A 19383-nucleotide genomic window follows, 5' to 3' on the forward strand; every position below is an offset into this window, starting at 1 on the left:
TAATAACACCAGTCCCGATTAAGTGGTCAACATTTCCAGTACCTTACTCATGATTCCTCGCGTTGGGCAAGATTTAGCGTAAGCCCAACGATCCCCTCTTCGAGCTGGATATCAACGTTAAACCCGAGCTTGCGGGCTAGCGCCACCATGCCACGATTGTTTGGCATCGTAATACCATTCAGACGTTGTAGTCCGTGATCTCGCGTATAGGTAATCAACTTTTCCATTAAGCGTCGACCTAAGCCTAACCCTTTGAGATCCGAGCGAACCAGCACAGCAAATTCGGCATCGATGTTATCAGGATCGGAAATCGCACGCGTGACGCCGAGGATCTCTTCCGTTTGATCAATACGTCGTACCGCTACAAACGCCATTTCCCGATCGTAGTCGATCTGTGTCATGTTGGCTAAATCTTCATGGGTAAATTCGTTGATCTCGCTAAAGTAGCGGTAATAAAGATCTTCTTTGGTGACTCGCGAAATGAATTGCTGAAGTTGTGGCTCATCTTCTGGCAAAATCGGGCGGAACAAGCAGCGTTCACCGTTTTTCAATTCTACCCATTCTTCCAGCTGATGCGGATAAGGGCGCACTGCCAGCCGACTCTCGTTATCGCCTTCAAACGGCGAGATATCCAGCGTGACATCCAGCGCGGTAAATTCACTGCCAGAAGCCAGCAAAGGATGAATATCCAGACGCTGAATTTCCGGGCAATCGACAATCAAGTTGGAAACCTGCACCAGAAGCTGGCTCAAGCCTGCAACATCCAATGGGCGTAGCGCACTGCGCGCACGAATCTTTTTACTTTTGATCCCCTGAATAACCAGATAGCGGGCCAGGTTCATGTTCAGCGGCGGCAGTGCGACGACGGCTTGATCTTCAGGACGCCACTCCACACCGCCTTCACCCAGCATGATCAACGGCCCGAAAACCGGATCGTGCTCAACCACAACCCGCAACTCCTGAGCGCCAGCACGGTTAGCCATACTTTGCACCAACAGGCCGTGGACCCGCGCCTGTGGCCAGGCCATTTTTACGCGATCGAAAATAGCGTTCGCCGCTTGCTGGACTTCATTGGCTGTACGCAGGTAAAGCATGACGCCCTGAACTTCCGATTTATGTGGAATATCCGGCGAACGCAATTTCAGCGCCACCGGATAACCAATCTGTTCGGCAATATGCACCGCTTCGGTGCTATCGCTGGCAATCCAGGTAGGGAGCGTGTTCATGCCATACGCTTGCAGGATGGGCTGAACTTCATGGGTATCGAGCGACGTAGCCCCTTCGGCAATCGCCTGTTGCAACAGAAGATGCGCTTCTGCGGTATTGGAAGTCAGATTGCTGGGCAACGTCGGCGTTTCGCGTAGTTGCTTCTGATTACGCCGGTACTCCACCATATGCATAAAAGCAGTGATGGTTCCTTCCGGGGTACGGTAGGTCGGCAGCCCGGCTTCGCTGAATAAACGTCGTGCCTCTTGCGAGGAGTGCTCGCCGCACCAGTTCGTCAGCAAAGAGACATATTTGCTGCGGGGATGATGCTTTACCGCTTCAATTAATACTTGCGCGCTTTCTGTTGCGGGAGCAGCGGCGCTGGGCGAATGAATAACCATCAGCGCATCAAAATCCTGGCTGTGGAGCAGAATGTCCAGCGTTTTGACATAATGCTCGCTGCTGGCGTCATCGCGCAGATCGAGAGGGTTAGAGACTGCCACATGTTCTGGCAATGCATCGCGCAATTTCTGGCAGGTTTCTTCGCTTAGCGTTGCCAGCTTGCCATTGCGTGACCATAAGGCATCCAGCGCCAGCGCGGCAGGCGCAGCACCGTTGCTGATAATCATCAACCGGTCGCCACGCAGCGGGCGCATATGGCTAAGGGTTTCCACCGCCGAAAACAGTTCGTGGGTATCCTGTACCCGCAACAAACCGGCACGCTGAATAGCCGCATCCCATGCCGGGTCCATTCCTGCCGTCGTGTTGAGCAGTCGCTGTGCCGCCGGGCTACGTCCGCTTTTAATCACCAGAATCGGTTTATTACGCGAGGCACTACGGGCTGCCGAAACAAAGCGTCGCGCGTCGCTTAACTGTTCGAGATAGAGCAGGATGGCGCTGGTTTTACTGTCGCGCGCCAGATAGTCGAGCAATTCATCAACGTCGATATCCAGGCTGTCGCCGAGCGCAATAAAGTAGGAAAAGCCCATCTCACGCTGTTGCGCCCAGTCGAGGATGGTGTTGGAGACGGCTGCCGATTGTGAAATAAACGCCAGCTTGCCGCGTTTAATCGGCACAGGCGAAAAGCTGGCATTCAGACCTTGCCAGGGAGCCAGTAAACCCAGACTGTTTGGTCCAAGCAGGCGCATGTTATGGCGCAGGGCGCAGGCGCGGAGATCTTCGTGTTGCGATGCCGGGGCGGAAAGAATAATGCAGGTTTTACAGCCTTTCTCGCCGAGCTCTTCCAGAAGAGCAAGATTACGGCTGGCATTGGTACATAAAACCGCAAGGTCGGGTGTAAAGGGCAAGCTGGCAATATCCGGCCAGGCCAACACACCCAACACCGCTTTCCAGGCTGGCGTCACCGGGAGTACCGGTCCGTTAAAGCTTCCCGCCAGCAGGTTACGCATCATCAGGTAACCTGCGCGATTGGGTTTCATCGACGCGCCAATTACCGCTATCGATTTTGGTCGCAGTAGTGCTTCCAGTCCTCGCTGACTCATACCGGTCTCCCGCAGAAGTGACCGAATGATTTTAAACGCTTTCTAACTGTTCTGCTGTGATGCTACCCAGATGTTGCGTTTTTCCTGCCAGATAGCGTGTTTTAAAGCGGGTAAAATGCTCGCCTAACCCTGCTGCCGCCCCGGTATCGCCGGCCATATCTAACAGTGCGATGGCTACCTCGGCAGTACAATATTGGCCTGCAGCCTGGGCTTCACGCAGGCGATAGGCAGAAAGCCGGGAAAGATCGACGGAAATGACGGGAAGATTATCCAGATACGGACTTTTACGAAACATCTTGCGAGCTTCCGGCCAGGTACCATCGAGCATGATAAACAGCGGTGGCTTACCGGCAGGTGGTGTGAAGATCACTTCCCGTTGCTCATCAGCATACGAGGCGGGAAAGACCACCATTGGCTGATAATCCGGGTTTTGTACCAGATCCAGCAAATCCTGCGAGGGTTCGGTACGCGACCATTGAAACGCAACGGTATCAGGCAAAATATCAGCAATCAGACGCCCGGTATTACTGGGCTTCATTGGCTCGGTGTCGAACATCAGCAAACAGAAGCGACTTTTTGCTTGTGCTGGGGTAATTGTCGAACAGAGACATAATTTCTCTGGCAAAAGACAGCGTTGGCAGCGATGAACGCGATTACCGCGGGCAAGAAAAGGACGTGTTGCGCGCGCAATACGCTCGGCGCGTAACTGGAGAACAGCGTTTTCGGTCATAAGAGAGCGTCGAAAAAACGCCATTGTCGCAGAGGAGAAAACGGGGCACAAGATGCACCCCGGTAAGATTAAAGAGATTCGTTCAGCCAGCTATCGAACGGCGCTTTCGGTACTGCGCCATTAAGCATGTCGACAACCTGACCGTTTTTGAAAATCATGATCGTCGGTATACTACGAATTCCAAAGCGACTGCTCAATTCACGTTCAGCTTCGGTATTCACTTTCACAAAGCGCACTTTACCGCTACGCTCTTGCGCGACATCTTCAAAAATTGGTGCGAAATTACGGCAGGGGCCGCACCACGGTGCCCAGAAGTCGATCACCACAGGTAGATCATCCTTCAGCAATTTGTCGAGTGTTTCACCGGTCGCATTAATCACCTCTCCGTCAAACAAGTCGTGACCGCAGCGTCCGCATTTTGCCGCATCTTCGATCCGATCGTCGGGAATGCGATTGATGGCCTGACAATGGGTACAAACGGTATTCATAACTAACCTCGGGATGAGTAAGGAGACTTATCGGCAACGACGCCGGTATGTTTCTAATATGTTACATATTATCGGGGACATTGTTCCAGACAACAATCTGTTTTATTCAATAGGTATGATAGTCGCAGGCTTTGGTACGAAATCATGGCGAACCGCGCGGACTTCGGGTAATCTGCGCGCTTCGCGCAGCGCTGGTGGAGAAAAGCATGAACGATGAAATGAAAGGTAAAAGCGGCAAGGTCAAAGTGATGTATGTCCGCAGTGATGATGATTCTGATAAACGTACCCACAACCCGCGTACCGGGAAAGGGGGCGGGCGTCCAGGAAAATCTCGTGCTGACGGTGGCCGTCGCCCCGCCCGCGATGACAAACAGAGTCAGCCCCGTGACCGCAAGTGGGAAGATTCGCCGTGGCGCACGGTTTCCCGCGCGCCGGGTGATGAGACGCCGGAAAAGGCCGATCACGGTGGCATCAGTGGTAAAAGTTTTATTGATCCGGAAGTGTTGCGTCGTCAGCGTGCGGAAGAAACCCGCGTCTACGGCGAAAATGCCTGTCAGGCACTGTTCCAGAGCCGTCCGGAAGCAATTGTTCGCGCCTGGTTTATCCAGAGCGTAACGCCACGTTTTAAAGAAGCCTTGCGCTGGATGGCGGCAAACCGCAAAGCGTACCATGTGGTGGATGAAGCTGAATTGACAAAAGCGTCAGGCACGGAACATCACGGCGGCGTTTGCTTCCTGATCAAAAAGCGTAACGGTACAACCGTGCAGCAGTGGGTAAGCCAGGCAGGCGCGCAGGATTGCGTTCTGGCACTGGAAAATGAATCTAACCCGCATAACCTGGGTGGCATGATGCGCAGCTGCGCGCACTTCGGCGTGAAAGGTGTCGTGGTGCAGGATGCGGCACTGCTGGAGTCGGGGGCGGCTATCCGTACCGCAGAAGGCGGCGCAGAGCACGTTCAGCCGATTACTGGCGACAACATTGTTAACGTGCTGGATGATTTCCGTCAGGCAGGTTACACCGTAGTGACCACTTCCAGCGAGCAGGGTAAACCGCTGTTCAAAACTAGTCTGCCAGCGAAAATGGTACTGGTGCTGGGTCAGGAATATGAAGGGTTACCGGATGCCGCACGCGATCCGAACGATCTGCGCGTGAAGATTGACGGTACGGGCAACGTTGCCGGGCTGAATATCTCTGTCGCAACCGGCGTTTTGCTTGGTGAATGGTGGCGTCAGAATAAAGCCTGATAAATCAGCCGGGTGGCAACTCTGCCATCCGGCATTTCCCCGCAAATTTACTCACTCTCTGCCGGTAATACTGGCATCCAGTCAATCGGCGTCTCGCCACGTTGTTCCAGCCACTGATTTGCCAGCACAAAATGGTTGCAGCCAAAGAATCCACGATGCGCCGAAAGCGGCGACGGATGCGGTGCTTTCAGTACATGATGGCGTTGCTTATCTATAATCGCCCCTTTCTTTTGCGCATGTGATCCCCACAACAAAAACACCACGCCTTCGCGGTGCTGGTTAATCAGGCTGATGACTTTATCAGTAAACGTCTCCCAACCGAGGCTGGCGTGGGAATGCGCCTGACCTGCGCGAACCGTCAACACAGTATTGAGCAGCAGAACGCCCTGACGCGCCCAGCTTTCGAGATAGCCATGATTAGGGCGGGTGAAGCCCGGAATAGTATTTTCCAGCTCTTTATACATATTCAATAATGACGGAGGAATGGCAATGCCGGGACGAACGGAAAATGCCAGACCATGCGCCTGTCCCGGTCCGTGATAAGGATCCTGGCCGAGAATCACCACTTTAACGTCACCCAACTCGGTAAAGCGGAACGCGTTAAAGACATCTTTTTGTGGTGGATAGATAGTGACGCCGGACTGCCGCTCGCTGGCGACGGTCTGAAGGGTATTAAGAAAATAAGGTTGTTGCTTCTCTTCAGCCAGCACGTCATGCCAGGTTAATTCGTTAGCCATCTCGCTCTCCTGCGAATCTTCAATCCGCCTAGCTTAACTGCTTCTTTCTACAGAACAAAATCATGCTCATTTTTTAGACTTAAACGAGTGCAAAAAAATGTAAATTGGTAAAATTTCACACCCGCATAAGTTGATGTAAAACAATAAAATCCATTTACGACCACAATCGATGTGTGGTTTTTATTGATTTAAATCAAAGAATCAAGGGTGGTTGAGGAGTATATATACACTCAAGCAACAATGGTTTTACCAATTGGCCGCGACAGGCTGAACAAATCAAATAATTTTGCCGGGGAGGCATCACATGATTACAGGTATCCAGATTACTAAAGCCGCTAACGACGATCTGCTGAACTCTTTCTGGCTGCTGGACAGCGAAAAAGGCGAAGCACGTTGCATCGTTGCAAAAGCAGGTTATGCAGAAGATGAAGTGGTTGCAGTAAGCAAACTGGGTGACATTGAATACCGTGAAGTTCCAGTAGAAGTGAAACCAGAAGTTCGCGTTGAAGGTGGTCAACACCTGAACGTTAACGTTCTGCGTCGTGAAACTCTGGAAGATGCAGTTAAGCATCCGGAAAAATATCCGCAGCTGACCATCCGTGTATCCGGTTATGCAGTTCGCTTTAACTCTCTGACTCCGGAACAGCAGCGCGACGTTATCGCTCGTACCTTTACTGAAAGCCTGTAAGGCTTAAGTAGCAAGTTACTAAGCGGAAGAGGGCGACCTCTTCCGCTTTTTTTCGTTAATAGAAAATGCGTACCGCGCAATAGACCAGTAACAGGGCAAGCACGATATTTAACTGGCGACCATACTGGCGAAACAATCGCTGAAACAGATGCCCCGCCAGCGCCCAGCACACATTGCCAAACGTCCCAATCATCGCCAGCAAAACGCTGACGCCAACTACCCAGCTTAGCGCCTGTGTTTGCGGCAGAACAAACGTCGACAGTGCCGTAACACCGTACAAAATGATTTTGACGTTCACAAACTGCAAAGCAAAGCTGGCCCAAAAGCTGATTGGTTTTGCCTGAAGTCCGTCTTCCTTTGTTGGGCTGGTGGCGATTTTCCACGCCAGCCAGACAATATATGCCGCCCCCGCCCAACTCAAAAGGTGTACCGCTGCCGGGTCAATCACTGCCAGTGAAAATGAAATGCCCGCACACAGTAACATCACAATCAAAAATCCCAGACTCATCCCTGCCAGCACGCGGGTACTTTGACGAAATCCATGCGACGTAGCAGAGCTAAGGGCGAGAATATTGTTCGGTCCTGGCGTCATAGCGGTAATCAGGGTGTAAGTCCAAAAAGCACTTAAAAGGGTCGGTGTCACTTGTTATCTCCTCTGTTTTGGTAGACAGTACCCGACACGGAACATTTAAAAAAATGAATGTTTTTATATTCTAGATTCGATATTTTCGATAGGTTTGGGGTTATGGATCTGCGCCGTTTTATTACGCTTAAAACCGTGGTGGAAGAGGGTTCCTTTTTGCGAGCTTCGCAAAAATTGTGCTGTACACAATCGACGGTGACTTTTCATATTCAGCAGCTTGAGCAGGAGTTTTCAGTCCAGTTATTTGAGAAAATTGGCCGACGGATGTGCCTTACCCGCGAAGGAAAAAAGTTGCTGCCGCACATTTATGAACTTACCCGAGTGATGGATACGCTTCGTGAGGCTGCCAAAAAGGAGTCAGATCCGGACGGGGAACTACGCGTTGTTTCGGGCGAAACGTTGCTCTCTTACCGAATGCCGCAGGTGTTGCAGCGTTTTCGGCAACGCGCACCAAAAGTGCGTTTATCGTTGCAGTCGCTGAACTGTTACGTGATCCGTGATGCGCTACTGAATGATGAGGCCGATGTCGGCGTCTTTTATCGCGTAGGGAATGATGATGCCCTGAACCGACGAGAGTTGGGTGAACAATCGCTGGTGCTGGTGGCTTCACCACAAATTGTAGATGTCGATTTTACTGAGCCGGGAAGACATAACGCCTGTAGCTTTATTATCAATGAACCACAATGTGTCTTCCGGCAGATATTTGAGAGCACGCTGCGTCAGCGGCGGATCACGGTGGAAAACACCATTGAGCTTATAAGTATCGAAAGCATCAAGCGTTGTGTCGCGGCGAATATCGGAGTCAGCTACCTGCCGCGTTTTGCGGTGGCAAAAGAGTTGGAGTGCGGAGAATTAATTGAATTGCCTTTTGGCGAACAGTCGCAGACCATTACGGCCATGTGCGCACACCATGCTGGAAAAGCGGTTAGCCCGGCGATGCACACTTTTATTCAGTGTGTTGAAGAGAGTTTTGTGGCTGGATAAAAATAATGTCGGGATTAAACCCGGCATTTAACTTGTCGACAAAGTGCGCTTTATTCATGCCGGATGCGGCGTGAACGCCTTATCCGGCCTACAAGATCGTGCAAATTCAATATATTGCATGAGCCACGTAGGCCTGATAAGCGTAGCGCATCAGGCAGTTTTGCGTTTGCCAGCACTTTTAATACCAGGCTTAAACCCGGCATTGAGATTACTCTTCTGTCGTTTGCGGTGGCACGCCCGTTCCGCTTGGTTTACGGCGCTTACCAATATTTTTGGTGTCGCGATGGCGTTTTTTCACCCGCGGTTTCTCTTTCTCTTTAGCTTTTTTCTTCTCGGCGCGTTTTGCCAGTACTTTCTTCGATGGCTTGCCGGTCTGCTTCTCGCTTGGCGCACGCGTTTTCGGGCGTAACTCATCAATAACGCGAGCTTTAATCGGCTCTTCAATGTAACGGCCAACCTTGCCCAGCAGCAAATGGTCATGGGCTTCCACCAGCGAAATTGCGGTGCCTTTACGACCGGCGCGCGCGGTACGTCCGATACGGTGCAAATAAGTATCGCCACTGCGCGGCATATCGAAGTTAAAGACGTGGCTGACGTCAGGAATGTCGATACCGCGCGCGGCAACATCGGTTGCAACCAGTACGTTTACGCGACCTTCGGTCAAACGCTTGATCGCTTCGTTACGCTTGCCTTGTACCATCTCACCTTCGAGATAGCAGTTGTTGATGCCCGCTTCGCGCAGCCAGTTTGCCAGCTCATGCACACGTTCACGCTTACGCACAAACACAATTGAGCGGGTCGCTTCCGGCTGTTTTAACAGATGCACCAGCAATGCGGTTTTATGTTCCAGGTCATCGGCGCGGTAATACCACTGATGAATTTTTTTGCGCTCACGGGTGGACGGATTGGCAGAAACCTCCACCGGATCTTCCAGCAGACGCTCGGCAAAGTCCTGAATCGCATCGCCTTCCAGCGTTGCCGAAAAGAGCAGGGTCTGTTTACGCCAGCGCGTTTCGCCAGCAATATGTTCGATATCCTGAGCGAAGCCCATATCCAGCATACGGTCTGCTTCGTCGAGGATCAGCGTTTCAACCGCGCGGCAATCGAAGTTCTCTTCTTTTATGTATTGCAGCAGACGTCCGGTCGTGGCGACCACGATGTCCTGATTTTCGCTGAACACTTCCGCGTGGTTCATATAGGCTACGCCGCCGGTGATGGTGGCGATATCCAGATGCGTATGTTTCGCCAGTTCGCGGGCATGATCGGCCACCTGCATCGCCAGCTCGCGAGTTGGGGTGAGGATCAAAATACGCGGCGGACCGGATTTCTTACGTGGGAAATCGAGCAGGTGCTGCAACGCTGGCAGCAGATACGCCGCCGTTTTACCGGTGCCTGTCGGCGCAGAACCGAGTACATCACGGCCATCGAGCGCAGGCGGAATGGCGGCAGCCTGAATGGCGGTCGGGCGAGTGAAACCTTTATCCTGGAGGGCTTCCAGCAGGCTTTCGTCGAGTTCAAGTTCGGAAAAAGTCGTTACAGTCATGTTCTACCTCTGTGTGGGGCGCTGATTATAGACGTTACGGCTGCAATCTTCATCTGTTTGTATGGATATCGCTTCTCGGGTATTGTTCTCACCCGGTGCTATCGCCGTTTTTCCTGCAAGGTTTTATTTTCATGTCACAGTCTACATCCGTGCTTCGTCGTAATGGATTTACTTTTAAACAGTTTTTTGTTGCTCACGATCGCTGTGCGATGAAAGTGGGAACGGATGGCATTTTGCTGGGCGCATGGGCACCGGTGGCTGGGGTGAAACGTTGCCTTGATATCGGCGCGGGTAGCGGGTTGCTGGCACTGATGCTGGCGCAGCGAACCAGTGACAGCGTGATAATTGATGCCGTTGAGCTGGAAAGTGAAGCTGCCGCGCAGGCGCAGGAAAATATCAACCAGTCCCCGTGGGCAGAGCGGATTAACGTCCATACGGCGGATATTCAGCAGTGGCTCACACAGCAGACAGTACGCTTCGATTTAATCATCAGTAACCCACCTTACTATCAGCAGGGAGTAGAGTGCGCGACACCTCAACGGGAACAGGCTCGCTATACCACTACGCTTGATCACCCATCGCTGCTGACCTGTGCGGCGGAGTGCATTACCGAAGAGGGATTTTTCTGCGTGGTGCTGCCAGAGCAGGTTGGTAATGGTTTTACTGAACTGGCATTAAGCATGGGCTGGCATTTACGTTTGCGGACGGATGTGGCGGAAAACGAAGCGCGACTGCCGCATCGGGTGCTGCTGGCATTCTCCCCGCAGGCGGGAGAATGCTTTAGCGATCGCTTAGTCATTCGTGGGCCAGACCAGAACTATTCCGAAGCGTATACGGCGCTGACCCAGGCTTTTTATCTGTTTATGTAATGATTGCCGGGGGGAAGGATCGATGGACCGGAATGCGTGAGCAGTTCCGGGTAATCCAGCGTAAAATGCAGGCCACGACTCTCCTTGCGCATCATCGCACAGCGAACAATCAACTCGGCAACCTGTACCAGATTACGCAGCTCCAGCAAATTATTCGACACGCGGAAGTGGGCGTAATATTCGTCTATTTCCTGTTGCAACATATTGATACGCCGCAGGGCGCGCTCAAGACGTTTTGTTGTGCGCACAATGCCGACGTAATCCCACATAAACAGCCGTAGCTCGTGCCAGTTATGCTGAATTACTACCCGTTCGTCAGGGTTCTCAACGCGGCTTTCATCCCACGGTGGTAACGTACTGACGCCGTGGGCATCAGGCATACGTCTGGTGATATCTTCTGCCGCCGACCAGCCATAGACCAGACACTCCAGCAATGAATTCGAGGCCATGCGGTTAGCGCCGTGTAAGCCGGTATAACTCACCTCGCCAATGGCATACAAGCCCTCGACGTCCGTACGCCCATGATCATCAACCATTACACCACCGCAGGTATAGTGTGCAGCAGGCACAATCGGTACCGGTTCTTGTGTGAGATCAATCCCCAGCCCGAGCAATTTTTCATAAATCATCGGGAAATGCTGGCGAATAAAATCGGCGGGCTTATGGCTGATGTCGAGGAACATACAATCTGCGCCGAGGCGTTTCATTTCATGGTCAATGGCGCGGGCGACAATATCGCGCGGGGCCAGTTCGCCGCGCTCATCAAAATCGGGCATAAAACGCGTGCCATCCGGGCGCTTGAGATAAGCGCCTTCGCCGCGCAGTGCTTCCGTTAACAGGAAATTGCGTGCCTGTGGGTGATACAGTGCGGTAGGGGGGAACTGATTAAATTCGAGATTGGCAACCCGACTGAGGTGTACTGGCAATAGCGGACACTACCATTTGTTCTTTTTTTAAGCAGCCATCTGATGATATTTTTCCCTGAAGGCTGCCGGGGAGATATTCCCCAGACGAGAGTGACGACGCTGACGATTGTAGAAAATCTCAATGTATTCCCGTATTACTGAGATGGCTTCATCCCGGTTATTAAAACGATAGTGGCTCAGGCTCTCATTTTTCAGCGTTCCCCAGAAGCTTTCCATCGGAGCGTTGTCGTAACAGTTACCTTTACGCGACATTGATGTTTTCAGACCAGACTGCTCCTGTATGACCCGGTAATCGTATGCGCAGTACTGTGAACCTCGATCAGAGTGGTGGATTAGCCCGGCAGGTGGGCGCTGGCTCCTGAGCGCCATAAACAGGGCTTTACCTGTCAGCTCTTTTGTCATGCGCTCTCCCATGGCGTAGCCGACAATTTCGCACGTATAAACATCTTTGATGCCAGCGAGGTACAACCATCCCTCCTGTGTGGCAACATACGTCAGGTCCGCCACCCAGACCTGATTTGGTGCTGTAGGAGTGAACGTCTGGTTCAGCAGATTTGGCGCAACTGGCAGATTGTGGTTCGAGTTCGTAGTCGCTCTGAACTTGCGTTTCTGCTTACAGCGTAGCCTTAGCTCCTTACGAAGACGTGCCAGTCGGTCACGACCAACGATGATGCCATTCTCTGCCAGCTCCGTCTGGAGCCGCCGGGTTCCATATGTTTCGCGAGTGCGGATATGTGCCACCTTAATCTCCAGTTTTAGCCGCTCATCACTTTGTTTTCTGTCTGAGGGTTCATGCTGTACCCAGTTGTAATAACCGCTCCTGGATACACCAAATACCTGACACATCGCTTCAATGGGAAATTGTTGTCGCCATTGTTCGATTAACGCGGTAATGACTCCAACTTATTGATAGTGTTTTATGTTCAGATAATGCCCGATGACTTTGTCATGCAGCTCCACCGATTTTGAGAACGACAGCGACTTCCGTCCCGGCCGTGCCAGGTGCTGCCTCAGATTCAGGTTATGCCGCTCAATTCGCTGCGTATATCGCTTGCTGATTACGTGCAGCTTTCCCTTCAGGCGGGATTCATACAGCGGCCAGCCATCCGTCATCCATATCACCACGTCAAAGGGTGACAGCAGGCTCATAAGACGCCCCAGCGTCGCCATAGTGCGTTCACCGAATACGTGCGCAACAACCGTCTTCCGGAGACTGTCATACGCGTAAAACAGCCAGCGCTGGCGCGATTTAGCCCCGACATAGCCCCACTGTTCGTCCATTTCCGCGCAGACGATGACGTCACTGCCCGGCTGTATGCGCGAGGTTACCGACTGCGGCCTGAGTTTTTTAAGTGACGTAAAATCGTGTTGAGGCCAACGCCCATAATGCGTGCAGTTGCCCGGCATCCAACGCCATTCATGGCCATATCAATGATTTTCTGGTGCGTACCGGGTTGAGAAGCGGTGTAAGTGAACTGCAGTTGCCATGTTTTACGGCAGTGAGAGCAGAGATAGCGCTGATGTCCGGCAGTGCTTTTGCCGTTACGCACCACCCCGTCAGTAGCTGAACAGGAGGGACAGCTGATAGAAACAGAAGCCACTGGAGCACCTCAAAAACACCATCATACACTAAATCAGTAAGTTGGCAGCATCACCGATTAACGCGTATTTTTCAGCGACTCCTGTGCAAAATACGCTGTTGCTTTTTTTAATATATCTCGCTCAAGGCGAGCTTCATTTAACGCCTTACGCAGTTGCAGAATTTCAGATTCCAGTTCAGCCACCGTGCGGGAACCAGGAGTACCGAGCCCTTTTCTGGCGGCGGTAACCCATTGTCCTAAAGTGCCTTCAGGAAGAGATAATCGGGAAGCGCCTTCACTGATCGAAAGTTGATTTTCAAGAACCGTTCTGACAGCTTCGGCTTTGAACTCTTTAGAGTAACGTTGGGTTTTTCTGCTCATTATTAGCTCCTTCTGATGCCATTCTATTTCAGGAAGGAGTGTCCGTTAAACTCAGGCTACCTCATACAGCCCGCGCGCCACGCCATAGCAATGCCATCGCCAGAAGAAATATCCGGATTGGTGGTGTACTGATACACCTTCGACGCACCGCCGGTTGCCAGTACCACTGCTTTTGCGTGGCAGGTTTCCACCGTTTCTTTATTTCGGTTCCATACCCACGCGCCTACAACCCGTCGCGTGCCCGGCAGGCCAATTTTGTCAGAGACAATCAGATCAACTGCGTTGCTGCGCTCCAGCACACGAATATTCGGATGGTTCTGCGCCTTGCTCACCAGCGTGGATTGTACTTCTCTACCGGTGGCGTCGGCGGCATGAAGAATACGACGGTGACTATGTCCACCTTCACGGGTCAGATGGTAGCTTTCTTCGCCATTCGGTTGAACGTGGGTATCAAACAAAACCCCCTGGTCAATTAACCATTGCACACAGGAACGAGCATTGCTGGCGACAAATTCAACTGCATGGCGATCGCAAATACCAGCCCCGGCAATCAATGTGTCTTCCACATGCGAGTCAATGCTGTCAGTTTCATCAAACACGGCGGCAATACCGCCCTGGGCATAAAATGTTGAACCTTCCGTTACCGGGCCTTTACTTAGAACGATGACCTGATGCTGGTCAGCCAGGCGTAGCGCCAGTGAAAGTCCGGCTGCGCCGCTACCAATAATCAACACGTCACATGAATGTTCAGGGAGAGTATTCATTTTCTTTGTTTAATTTACTAAACATTGTTTGGTCAGCATAGCATCATGTTGTGCGAATAAACACCTGCTATTTTAATATTTGTTACAGTGGCTAAACACGTTGACGCAGGGCGGCGAGAAAAAGAGAAGTTACTGGCTGGTGGAGGATTAGGTGGTGAAATAAAAAGGCCGTTGGGTTACTCTTCAGGCAGTTAAATGGGCATTTCTACACAGATAATGCGATGTTCAGATTCTGTAGACTTATAATGATAGATAATGATCCGTCTACAGCATGACAAACAAAAACAGATGCGTTACGGAACTTTACAAAAACGAGACACTCTAACCCTTTGCTTGCTCAAATTGCAGCTAATGGAGTGGCGTTTCGATAGCGCGTGGAAATTTGGTTTGGGGAGACTTTACCTCGGATGAGCGAGCAGTTAACGGACCAGGTCCTGGTTGAACGGGTCCAGAAGGGAGATCAGAAAGCCTTTAACTTACTGGTAGTGCGCTATCAGCATAAAGTGGCGAGTCTGGTTTCCCGCTATGTGCCGTCGGGTGATGTTCCCGATGTGGTACAAGAAGCTTTTATTAAAGCCTATCGTGCGCTGGATTCGTTCCGGGGAGATAGCGCTTTTTATACATGGCTGTATCGGATTGCTGTAAATACAGCGAAAAATTACCTGGTTGCTCAGGGGCGTCGTCCACCTTCCAGTGATGTGGATGCCATTGAAGCTGAAAACTTCGAAAGTGGCGGCGCGTTGAAAGAAATTTCGAACCCTGAGAACTTAATGTTGTCAGAAGAACTGAGACAGATAGTTTTCCGAACTATTGAGTCCCTCCCGGAAGATTTGCGCATGGCAATAACCTTGCGGGAGCTGGATGGCCTGAGCTATGAAGAGATAGCCGCTATCATGGATTGTCCGGTAGGTACGGTGCGTTCACGTATCTTCCGAGCGAGGGAAGCTATTGATAACAAAGTTCAACCGCTTATCAGGCGTTGACGATAGCGGGATACTGGATAAGGGTATTAGGCATGCAGAAAGAACAACTTTCCGCTTTAATGGATGGCGAAACGCTGGATAGTGAGCTGCTTAACGAACTGGCTCATAACCCAGAAATGCAGAAAACCTGGGAAAGCTATCACTTAATCCGTGATTCAATGCGGGGTGATACTCCCGAGGTGCTCCATTTCGATATCTCTTCACGCGTGATGGCCGCCATTGAAGAAGAGCCAGTACGTCAACCGGCGACATTGATCCCGGAAGCCCAGCCTGCGCCGCATCAATGGCACAAAATGCCATTCTGGCAGAAAGTACGTCCGTGGGCGGCACAGCTTACCCAAATGGGCGTAGCAGCATGCGTATCGCTTGCAGTTATCGTTGGCGTCCAGCACTATAATGGACAATCTGAAACGTCCCAGCAGCCCGAAACGCCGGTATTTAATACACTGCCGATGATGGGTAAAGCCAGCCCGGTAAGCCTGGGAGTACCTTCTGAAGCGACCGCAAACAATGGTCAACAGCAGCAGGTACAGGAGCAGCGTCGTCGCATTAATGCAATGTTGCAGGATTACGAACTGCAACGCCGACTCCACTCTGAACAGCTTCAGTTTGAGCAGGCGCAAACCCAGCAAGCCGCTGTACAGGTGCCAGGACTTCAAACTTTAGGAACGCAATCGCAGTAATGAAGCAACTTTGGTTTGCCATGTCATTAGTGACAGGTAGCCTGTTATTCTCTGCTAACGCCTCGGCCACTCCCGCGTCCGGGGCGTTATTACAGCAGATGAACCTGGCCAGTCAGTCACTGAATTACGAGCTGTCATTCATCAGCATCAATAAACAGGGTGTTGAGTCTCTGCGTTATCGACATGCACGCCTCGATAACCGTCCTCTTGCACAATTGTTGCAAATGGATGGCCCGCGCCGGGAAGTGGTACAGCGCGGCAATGAAATCAGCTATTTTGAACCGGGACTTGAACCGTTCACGCTTAATGGCGATTACATTGTTGATTCTCTGCCATCGCTTATCTATACCGATTTCAAACGCCTTTCTCCTTACTACGACTTTATCTCCGTCGGGCGCACGCGTATTGCTGATCGTCTTTGCGAAGTCATTCGCGTGGTTGCCCGAGATGGTACACGCTACAGCTACATCGTGTGGATGGACACTGAATCGAAATTACCGATGAGGGTTGATCTCCTTGATCGCGATGGTGAAACGCTGGAACAATTTCGCGTGATTTCTTTTAACGTCAATCAGGATATCAGCAGCAGTATGCAGACGCTGGCGAAGGCAAATTTGCCGCCGTTGCTTTCTGTTCCTGTAGGTGAAAAAGCTAAATTCAGCTGGACGCCAACCTGGTTGCCACAGGGTTTTAGCGAAGTTTCCAGTAGTCGACGTCCGCTACCGACGATGGACAACATGCCTATCGAATCACGTCTCTATTCCGACGGATTATTCAGCTTCTCGGTAAACGTTAACCGCGCTACGCCATCGAGCACCGATCAGATGTTGCGCACCGGACGCAGAACCGTCAGTACAAGCGTACGTGATAACGCCGAAATCACCATTGTCGGTGAACTGCCGCCGCAAACGGCGAAACGCATTGCCGAGAATATTAAGTTCGGGGCAGCGCAATGATCAAAGAGTGGGCTACCGTCGTCTCCTGGCAAAACGGGCAGGCGCTGGTCAGTTGTGATGTTAAAGCCTCATGCAGCAGCTGCGCTTCACGCGCCGGTTGCGGTAGCCGCGTGTTGAATAAACTTGGCCCGCAAACCACGCATACCATTGTCGTACCCTGTGATGAACCGTTAGTGCCGGGGCAAAAAGTGGAATTGGGGATCGCCGAAGGCAGCCTGCTTAGCTCCGCATTACTGGTTTATATGTCGCCGCTGGTGGGATTATTCCTTATCGCTTCGCTATTTCAGCTACTCTTTGCTTCTGACGTTGCAGCATTATGTGGTGCGATCCTTGGCGGTATTGGCGGGTTTCTGATTGCGCGCGGTTACTCGCGTAAGTTTGCTGCCCGGGCAGAATGGCAACCGATCATATTAAGCGTGGCATTGCCGCCTGACCTTGTGCGATTTGAAACATCTTCGGAAGACGCGAGCCAGTGATTTCACTGGCTTTGTTGCATTTTGCATAACAAATGCGAGGACGTTTCCAGATACCACAATCCATACGGTATGAACATTTCCTCGCCTCAATGTTGTAGTGTAGAATGCGGCGTTTCTATTAATACAGACGTTAAGCTCAGAACAGCGACTTCTAAAAGCCTGGTTAACCGGGCATTAAGGCACAATAATCATACTTTATGAAGAATATACGTAACTTTTCGATCATAGCTCACATTGACCACGGTAAATCGACGCTGTCTGACCGTATTATCCAGATCTGCGGTGGCCTGTCTGACCGTGAAATGGAGGCGCAGGTTCTCGATTCCATGGATCTTGAGCGTGAGCGTGGCATTACCATCAAAGCGCAAAGCGTGACGCTGGACTACAAAGCGTCTGACGGCGAAACCTATCAGCTTAACTTTATCGACACCCCGGGCCACGTAGACTTCTCCTATGAAGTTTCCCGTTCGCTGGCTGCCTGTGAAGGTGCATTGCTGGTGGTCGACGCCGGGCAGGGCGTGGAAGCGCAAACCCTGGCAAACTGCTACACCGCCATGGAAATGGATCTCGAAGTGGTGCCAGTACTGAACAAGATTGACCTGCCGGCAGCCGATCCTGAACGCGTGGCGGAAGAAATTGAAGATATCGTCGGCATCGACGCCACTGACGCGGTGCGCTGTTCAGCGAAAACCGGCGTTGGCGTGCAGGACGTTCTCGAACGTCTGGTGCGCGACATTCCGCCGCCGGAAGGCGATCCGGAAGGCCCGTTGCAGGCACTAATTATCGACTCATGGTTCGACAACTACCTGGGCGTTGTTTCACTTATCCGTATTAAAAACGGCACCCTGCGTAAGGGCGACAAAGTGAAAGTCATGAGTACCGGGCAGACCTATAACGCCGACCGTCTGGGCATCTTCACGCCGAAACAGGTTGACCGCACTGAACTGAAATGTGGCGAAGTAGGCTGGCTGGTATGTGCGATTAAAGATATCCACGGCGCTCCAGTCGGCGATACCTTAACGCTGGCGCGTAATCCGGCAGAAAAGGCGCTGCCTGGCTTTAAGAAAGTCAAACCGCAGGTATACGCCGGTCTGTTCCCGGTAAGTTCCGACGACTATGAAGCCTTCCGTGACGCGCTGGGTAAACTCAGCCTGAATGATGCCTCACTGTTCTATGAGCCGGAAAGCTCCAGCGCGCTGGGCTTTGGTTTCCGCTGCGGCTTCCTTGGCCTGCTGCACATGGAGATCATCCAGGAACGTCTGGAACGTGAATACGATCTGGATCTGATCACCACTGCGCCGACCGTAGTGTATGAAGTTGAAACCACGTCAAGGGAAGTTATCTACGTCGACAGCCCATCCAAGCTGCCTGCGGTAAATAACATTTACGAACTGCGCGAGCCGATTGCAGAGTGTCACATGCTGCTGCCGCAGGCATATCTCGGCAACGTTATTACGCTGTGCGTAGAAAAACGCGGCGTGCAGACCAATATGGTTTACCACGGTAATCAGGTGGCGCTGACGTACGAGATCCCGATGGCGGAAGTGGTGCTCGACTTCTTCGATCGCCTGAAATCTACCTCGCGTGGTTATGCGTCTCTGGATTACAACTTCAAACGCTTCCAGGCGTCCGACATGGTACGTGTAGACGTATTAATCAACGGTGAACGTGTTGATGCGTTGGCGCTGATCACCCACCGTGATAATTCGCAAAACCGCGGTCGCGAGTTGGTGGAGAAGATGAAAGATCTGATCCCACGCCAGCAGTTTGATATCGCCATTCAGGCAGCGATTGGTACGCACATTATTGCGCGATCCACCGTGAAACAGCTGCGTAAAAACGTACTGGCTAAATGTTATGGCGGCGATATCAGCCGTAAGAAAAAGCTGCTGCAGAAGCAGAAAGAAGGTAAGAAACGCATGAAGCAGATCGGTAACGTCGAGCTGCCGCAGGAAGCGTTCCTCGCCATTCTGCACGTCGGCAAAGACAACAAATAACCC

17 protein-coding genes and 4 pseudogenes are annotated in these 19383 nt (G+C 51.8%); 10 read left to right on the forward strand and 11 right to left on the reverse strand.

Annotation, left to right across the window (positions count from 1 at the left end):
• Positions 1-47 precede the first annotated feature (47 nt).
• The 3 genes from patZ to trxC all read right to left on the reverse strand — a co-directional run bounded on the left by patZ (position 48) and on the right by trxC (position 3926).
• Positions 48-2708, reverse strand: coding sequence for a peptidyl-lysine N-acetyltransferase PatZ (gene patZ, locus C1P89_RS00440; protein WP_000083025.1), 2661 nt, complete (start codon positions 2706-2708; stop codon positions 48-50).
• Between the two features lie 31 nt (positions 2709-2739).
• Positions 2740-3438, reverse strand: a complete 699-nt coding sequence (tapT, locus tag C1P89_RS00445) for a tRNA-uridine aminocarboxypropyltransferase (RefSeq protein WP_005137294.1) — start codon at positions 3436-3438, stop codon at positions 2740-2742.
• A gap of 68 nt (positions 3439-3506) precedes the next feature.
• Entirely contained in the window at positions 3507-3926 is a 420-nt protein-coding gene (gene trxC / locus C1P89_RS00450) for a thioredoxin TrxC (protein WP_001098726.1), read from the reverse strand.
• A 206-nt stretch (positions 3927-4132) separates the two neighbouring features.
• Between trxC and C1P89_RS00455 the strand changes: the two genes are divergently transcribed.
• The gene (locus C1P89_RS00455; protein WP_000997403.1) at positions 4133-5170 is read left to right on the forward strand and encodes a tRNA/rRNA methyltransferase; all 1038 of its coding nucleotides are present in this window, start codon (positions 4133-4135) and stop codon (positions 5168-5170) included.
• Positions 5171-5217: 47 nt separating this feature from the next.
• On the opposite strand, the gene ung is transcribed toward C1P89_RS00455, so the two are convergent.
• Entirely contained in the window at positions 5218-5907 is a 690-nt protein-coding gene (ung, locus tag C1P89_RS00460; protein ID WP_001262716.1) for a uracil-DNA glycosylase, read from the reverse strand.
• Between the two features lie 304 nt (positions 5908-6211).
• On the opposite strand from ung, the gene grcA reads away from it, so the two are divergent.
• Positions 6212-6595, forward strand: a complete 384-nt coding sequence (gene grcA, locus C1P89_RS00465) for an autonomous glycyl radical cofactor GrcA (RefSeq protein ID WP_000627807.1) — start codon at positions 6212-6214, stop codon at positions 6593-6595.
• Positions 6596-6650: 55 nt separating this feature from the next.
• Here grcA and eamB read toward each other — a convergent pair whose 3' ends face one another.
• A complete protein-coding gene (eamB, locus tag C1P89_RS00470) occupies positions 6651-7238 on the reverse strand; it encodes a cysteine/O-acetylserine transporter (protein ID WP_000189207.1) in 588 nt (195 codons plus the stop codon).
• A gap of 102 nt (positions 7239-7340) precedes the next feature.
• On the opposite strand from eamB, the gene C1P89_RS00475 reads away from it, so the two are divergent.
• The gene (locus C1P89_RS00475; RefSeq protein ID WP_001445929.1) at positions 7341-8222 is read left to right on the forward strand and encodes a LysR family transcriptional regulator; all 882 of its coding nucleotides are present in this window, start codon (positions 7341-7343) and stop codon (positions 8220-8222) included.
• Positions 8223-8430: 208 nt separating this feature from the next.
• On the opposite strand, the gene srmB is transcribed toward C1P89_RS00475, so the two are convergent.
• The gene (gene srmB / locus C1P89_RS00480) at positions 8431-9765 is read right to left on the reverse strand and encodes an ATP-dependent RNA helicase SrmB (protein ID WP_000219193.1); all 1335 of its coding nucleotides are present in this window, start codon (positions 9763-9765) and stop codon (positions 8431-8433) included.
• A gap of 131 nt (positions 9766-9896) precedes the next feature.
• On the opposite strand from srmB, the gene trmN reads away from it, so the two are divergent.
• A complete protein-coding gene (gene trmN / locus C1P89_RS00485; RefSeq protein ID WP_005143255.1) occupies positions 9897-10634 on the forward strand; it encodes a tRNA(1)(Val) (adenine(37)-N(6))-methyltransferase TrmN in 738 nt (245 codons plus the stop codon).
• On the opposite strand, the pseudogene C1P89_RS00490 reads toward trmN, so the two are convergent.
• The 5 genes and pseudogenes from C1P89_RS00490 to C1P89_RS00510 form a co-directional block, all read right to left on the reverse strand.
• Positions 10619-11542, reverse strand: a pseudogene (locus C1P89_RS00490) (FAD-binding protein); the annotation flags it as partial. The gene trmN and the pseudogene C1P89_RS00490 overlap by 16 nt on opposite strands.
• Before the next feature lie 45 nt (positions 11543-11587).
• Positions 11588-12448, reverse strand: a pseudogene (locus C1P89_RS00495) (IS3-like element IS600 family transposase); the annotation flags it as partial.
• Between the two features lie 15 nt (positions 12449-12463).
• A protein-coding gene (locus C1P89_RS00500) for an IS1-like element IS1A family transposase (RefSeq protein ID WP_223175047.1) occupies positions 12464-13161 on the reverse strand; the annotation gives its coding sequence in 2 pieces (ribosomal slippage) (positions 12464-12912 and positions 12912-13161; 699 coding nt in all).
• 55 nt (positions 13162-13216) lie between these two features.
• Positions 13217-13521, reverse strand: a pseudogene (locus C1P89_RS00505) (transposase); the annotation flags it as partial.
• Between the two features lie 65 nt (positions 13522-13586).
• Positions 13587-14285 (reverse strand): annotated as a pseudogene (locus C1P89_RS00510) (FAD-dependent oxidoreductase); the annotation flags it as partial.
• Between the two features lie 255 nt (positions 14286-14540).
• On the opposite strand from C1P89_RS00510, the gene rseD reads away from it, so the two are divergent.
• The 6 genes from rseD (at position 14541) to lepA (ending at position 19380) form a co-directional block, all read left to right on the forward strand.
• The gene (rseD, locus tag C1P89_RS00515) at positions 14541-14696 is read left to right on the forward strand and encodes a rpoE leader peptide RseD (protein WP_001303621.1); all 156 of its coding nucleotides are present in this window, start codon (positions 14541-14543) and stop codon (positions 14694-14696) included.
• Positions 14693-15268 (forward strand): RNA polymerase sigma factor RpoE, encoded by a 576-nt coding sequence (gene rpoE / locus C1P89_RS00520; RefSeq protein ID WP_001295364.1) that lies wholly within the window; start codon positions 14693-14695, stop codon positions 15266-15268. Before rseD ends, rpoE begins: the two co-directional genes overlap by 4 nt.
• Before the next feature lie 32 nt (positions 15269-15300).
• Entirely contained in the window at positions 15301-15951 is a 651-nt protein-coding gene (rseA, locus tag C1P89_RS00525; RefSeq protein ID WP_001168452.1) for an anti-sigma-E factor RseA, read from the forward strand.
• Positions 15951-16907, forward strand: a complete 957-nt coding sequence (rseB, locus tag C1P89_RS00530) for a sigma-E factor regulatory protein RseB (protein WP_000812056.1) — start codon at positions 15951-15953, stop codon at positions 16905-16907. Before rseA ends, rseB begins: the two co-directional genes overlap by 1 nt.
• Positions 16904-17383: a SoxR-reducing system protein RseC gene (gene rseC, locus C1P89_RS00535; protein ID WP_000589067.1), complete on the forward strand. Its 480-nt coding sequence runs from the start codon at positions 16904-16906 to the stop codon at positions 17381-17383. Before rseB ends, rseC begins: the two co-directional genes overlap by 4 nt.
• A 197-nt stretch (positions 17384-17580) precedes the next feature.
• A complete protein-coding gene (lepA, locus tag C1P89_RS00540; protein WP_000790168.1) occupies positions 17581-19380 on the forward strand; it encodes a translation elongation factor 4 in 1800 nt (599 codons plus the stop codon).
• Positions 19381-19383 lie beyond the last annotated feature (3 nt).

Origin of the sequence: Shigella sonnei, from assembly GCF_002950395.1 — a bacterium.
Taxonomy (GTDB): Bacteria; Pseudomonadota; Gammaproteobacteria; order Enterobacterales; family Enterobacteriaceae; genus ECMA0423.

Excerpts from the sequence above, each read along its gene's own strand:
- patZ (WP_000083025.1), bottom strand. The coding sequence starts at position 2,708 with ATGAGTCAGCGAGGACTGGAAGCACTACTGCGACCAAAATCGATAGCG.
- tapT (WP_005137294.1), bottom strand. The coding sequence starts at position 3,438 with ATGACCGAAAACGCTGTTCTCCAGTTACGCGCCGAGCGTATTGCGCGC.
- trxC (WP_001098726.1), bottom strand. The coding sequence starts at position 3,926 with ATGAATACCGTTTGTACCCATTGTCAGGCCATCAATCGCATTCCCGAC.
- C1P89_RS00455 (WP_000997403.1), top strand. The coding sequence starts at position 4,133 with ATGAACGATGAAATGAAAGGTAAAAGCGGCAAGGTCAAAGTGATGTAT.
- ung (WP_001262716.1), bottom strand. The coding sequence starts at position 5,907 with ATGGCTAACGAATTAACCTGGCATGACGTGCTGGCTGAAGAGAAGCAA.
- grcA (WP_000627807.1), top strand. The coding sequence starts at position 6,212 with ATGATTACAGGTATCCAGATTACTAAAGCCGCTAACGACGATCTGCTG.
- C1P89_RS00475 (WP_001445929.1), top strand. The coding sequence starts at position 7,341 with ATGGATCTGCGCCGTTTTATTACGCTTAAAACCGTGGTGGAAGAGGGT.
- srmB (WP_000219193.1), bottom strand. The coding sequence starts at position 9,765 with ATGACTGTAACGACTTTTTCCGAACTTGAACTCGACGAAAGCCTGCTG.
- trmN (WP_005143255.1), top strand. The coding sequence starts at position 9,897 with ATGTCACAGTCTACATCCGTGCTTCGTCGTAATGGATTTACTTTTAAA.
- rseD (WP_001303621.1), top strand. The coding sequence starts at position 14,541 with ATGATCCGTCTACAGCATGACAAACAAAAACAGATGCGTTACGGAACT.
- rpoE (WP_001295364.1), top strand. The coding sequence starts at position 14,693 with ATGAGCGAGCAGTTAACGGACCAGGTCCTGGTTGAACGGGTCCAGAAG.
- rseA (WP_001168452.1), top strand. The coding sequence starts at position 15,301 with ATGCAGAAAGAACAACTTTCCGCTTTAATGGATGGCGAAACGCTGGAT.
- rseB (WP_000812056.1), top strand. The coding sequence starts at position 15,951 with ATGAAGCAACTTTGGTTTGCCATGTCATTAGTGACAGGTAGCCTGTTA.
- rseC (WP_000589067.1), top strand. The coding sequence starts at position 16,904 with ATGATCAAAGAGTGGGCTACCGTCGTCTCCTGGCAAAACGGGCAGGCG.
- lepA (WP_000790168.1), top strand. The coding sequence starts at position 17,581 with ATGAAGAATATACGTAACTTTTCGATCATAGCTCACATTGACCACGGT.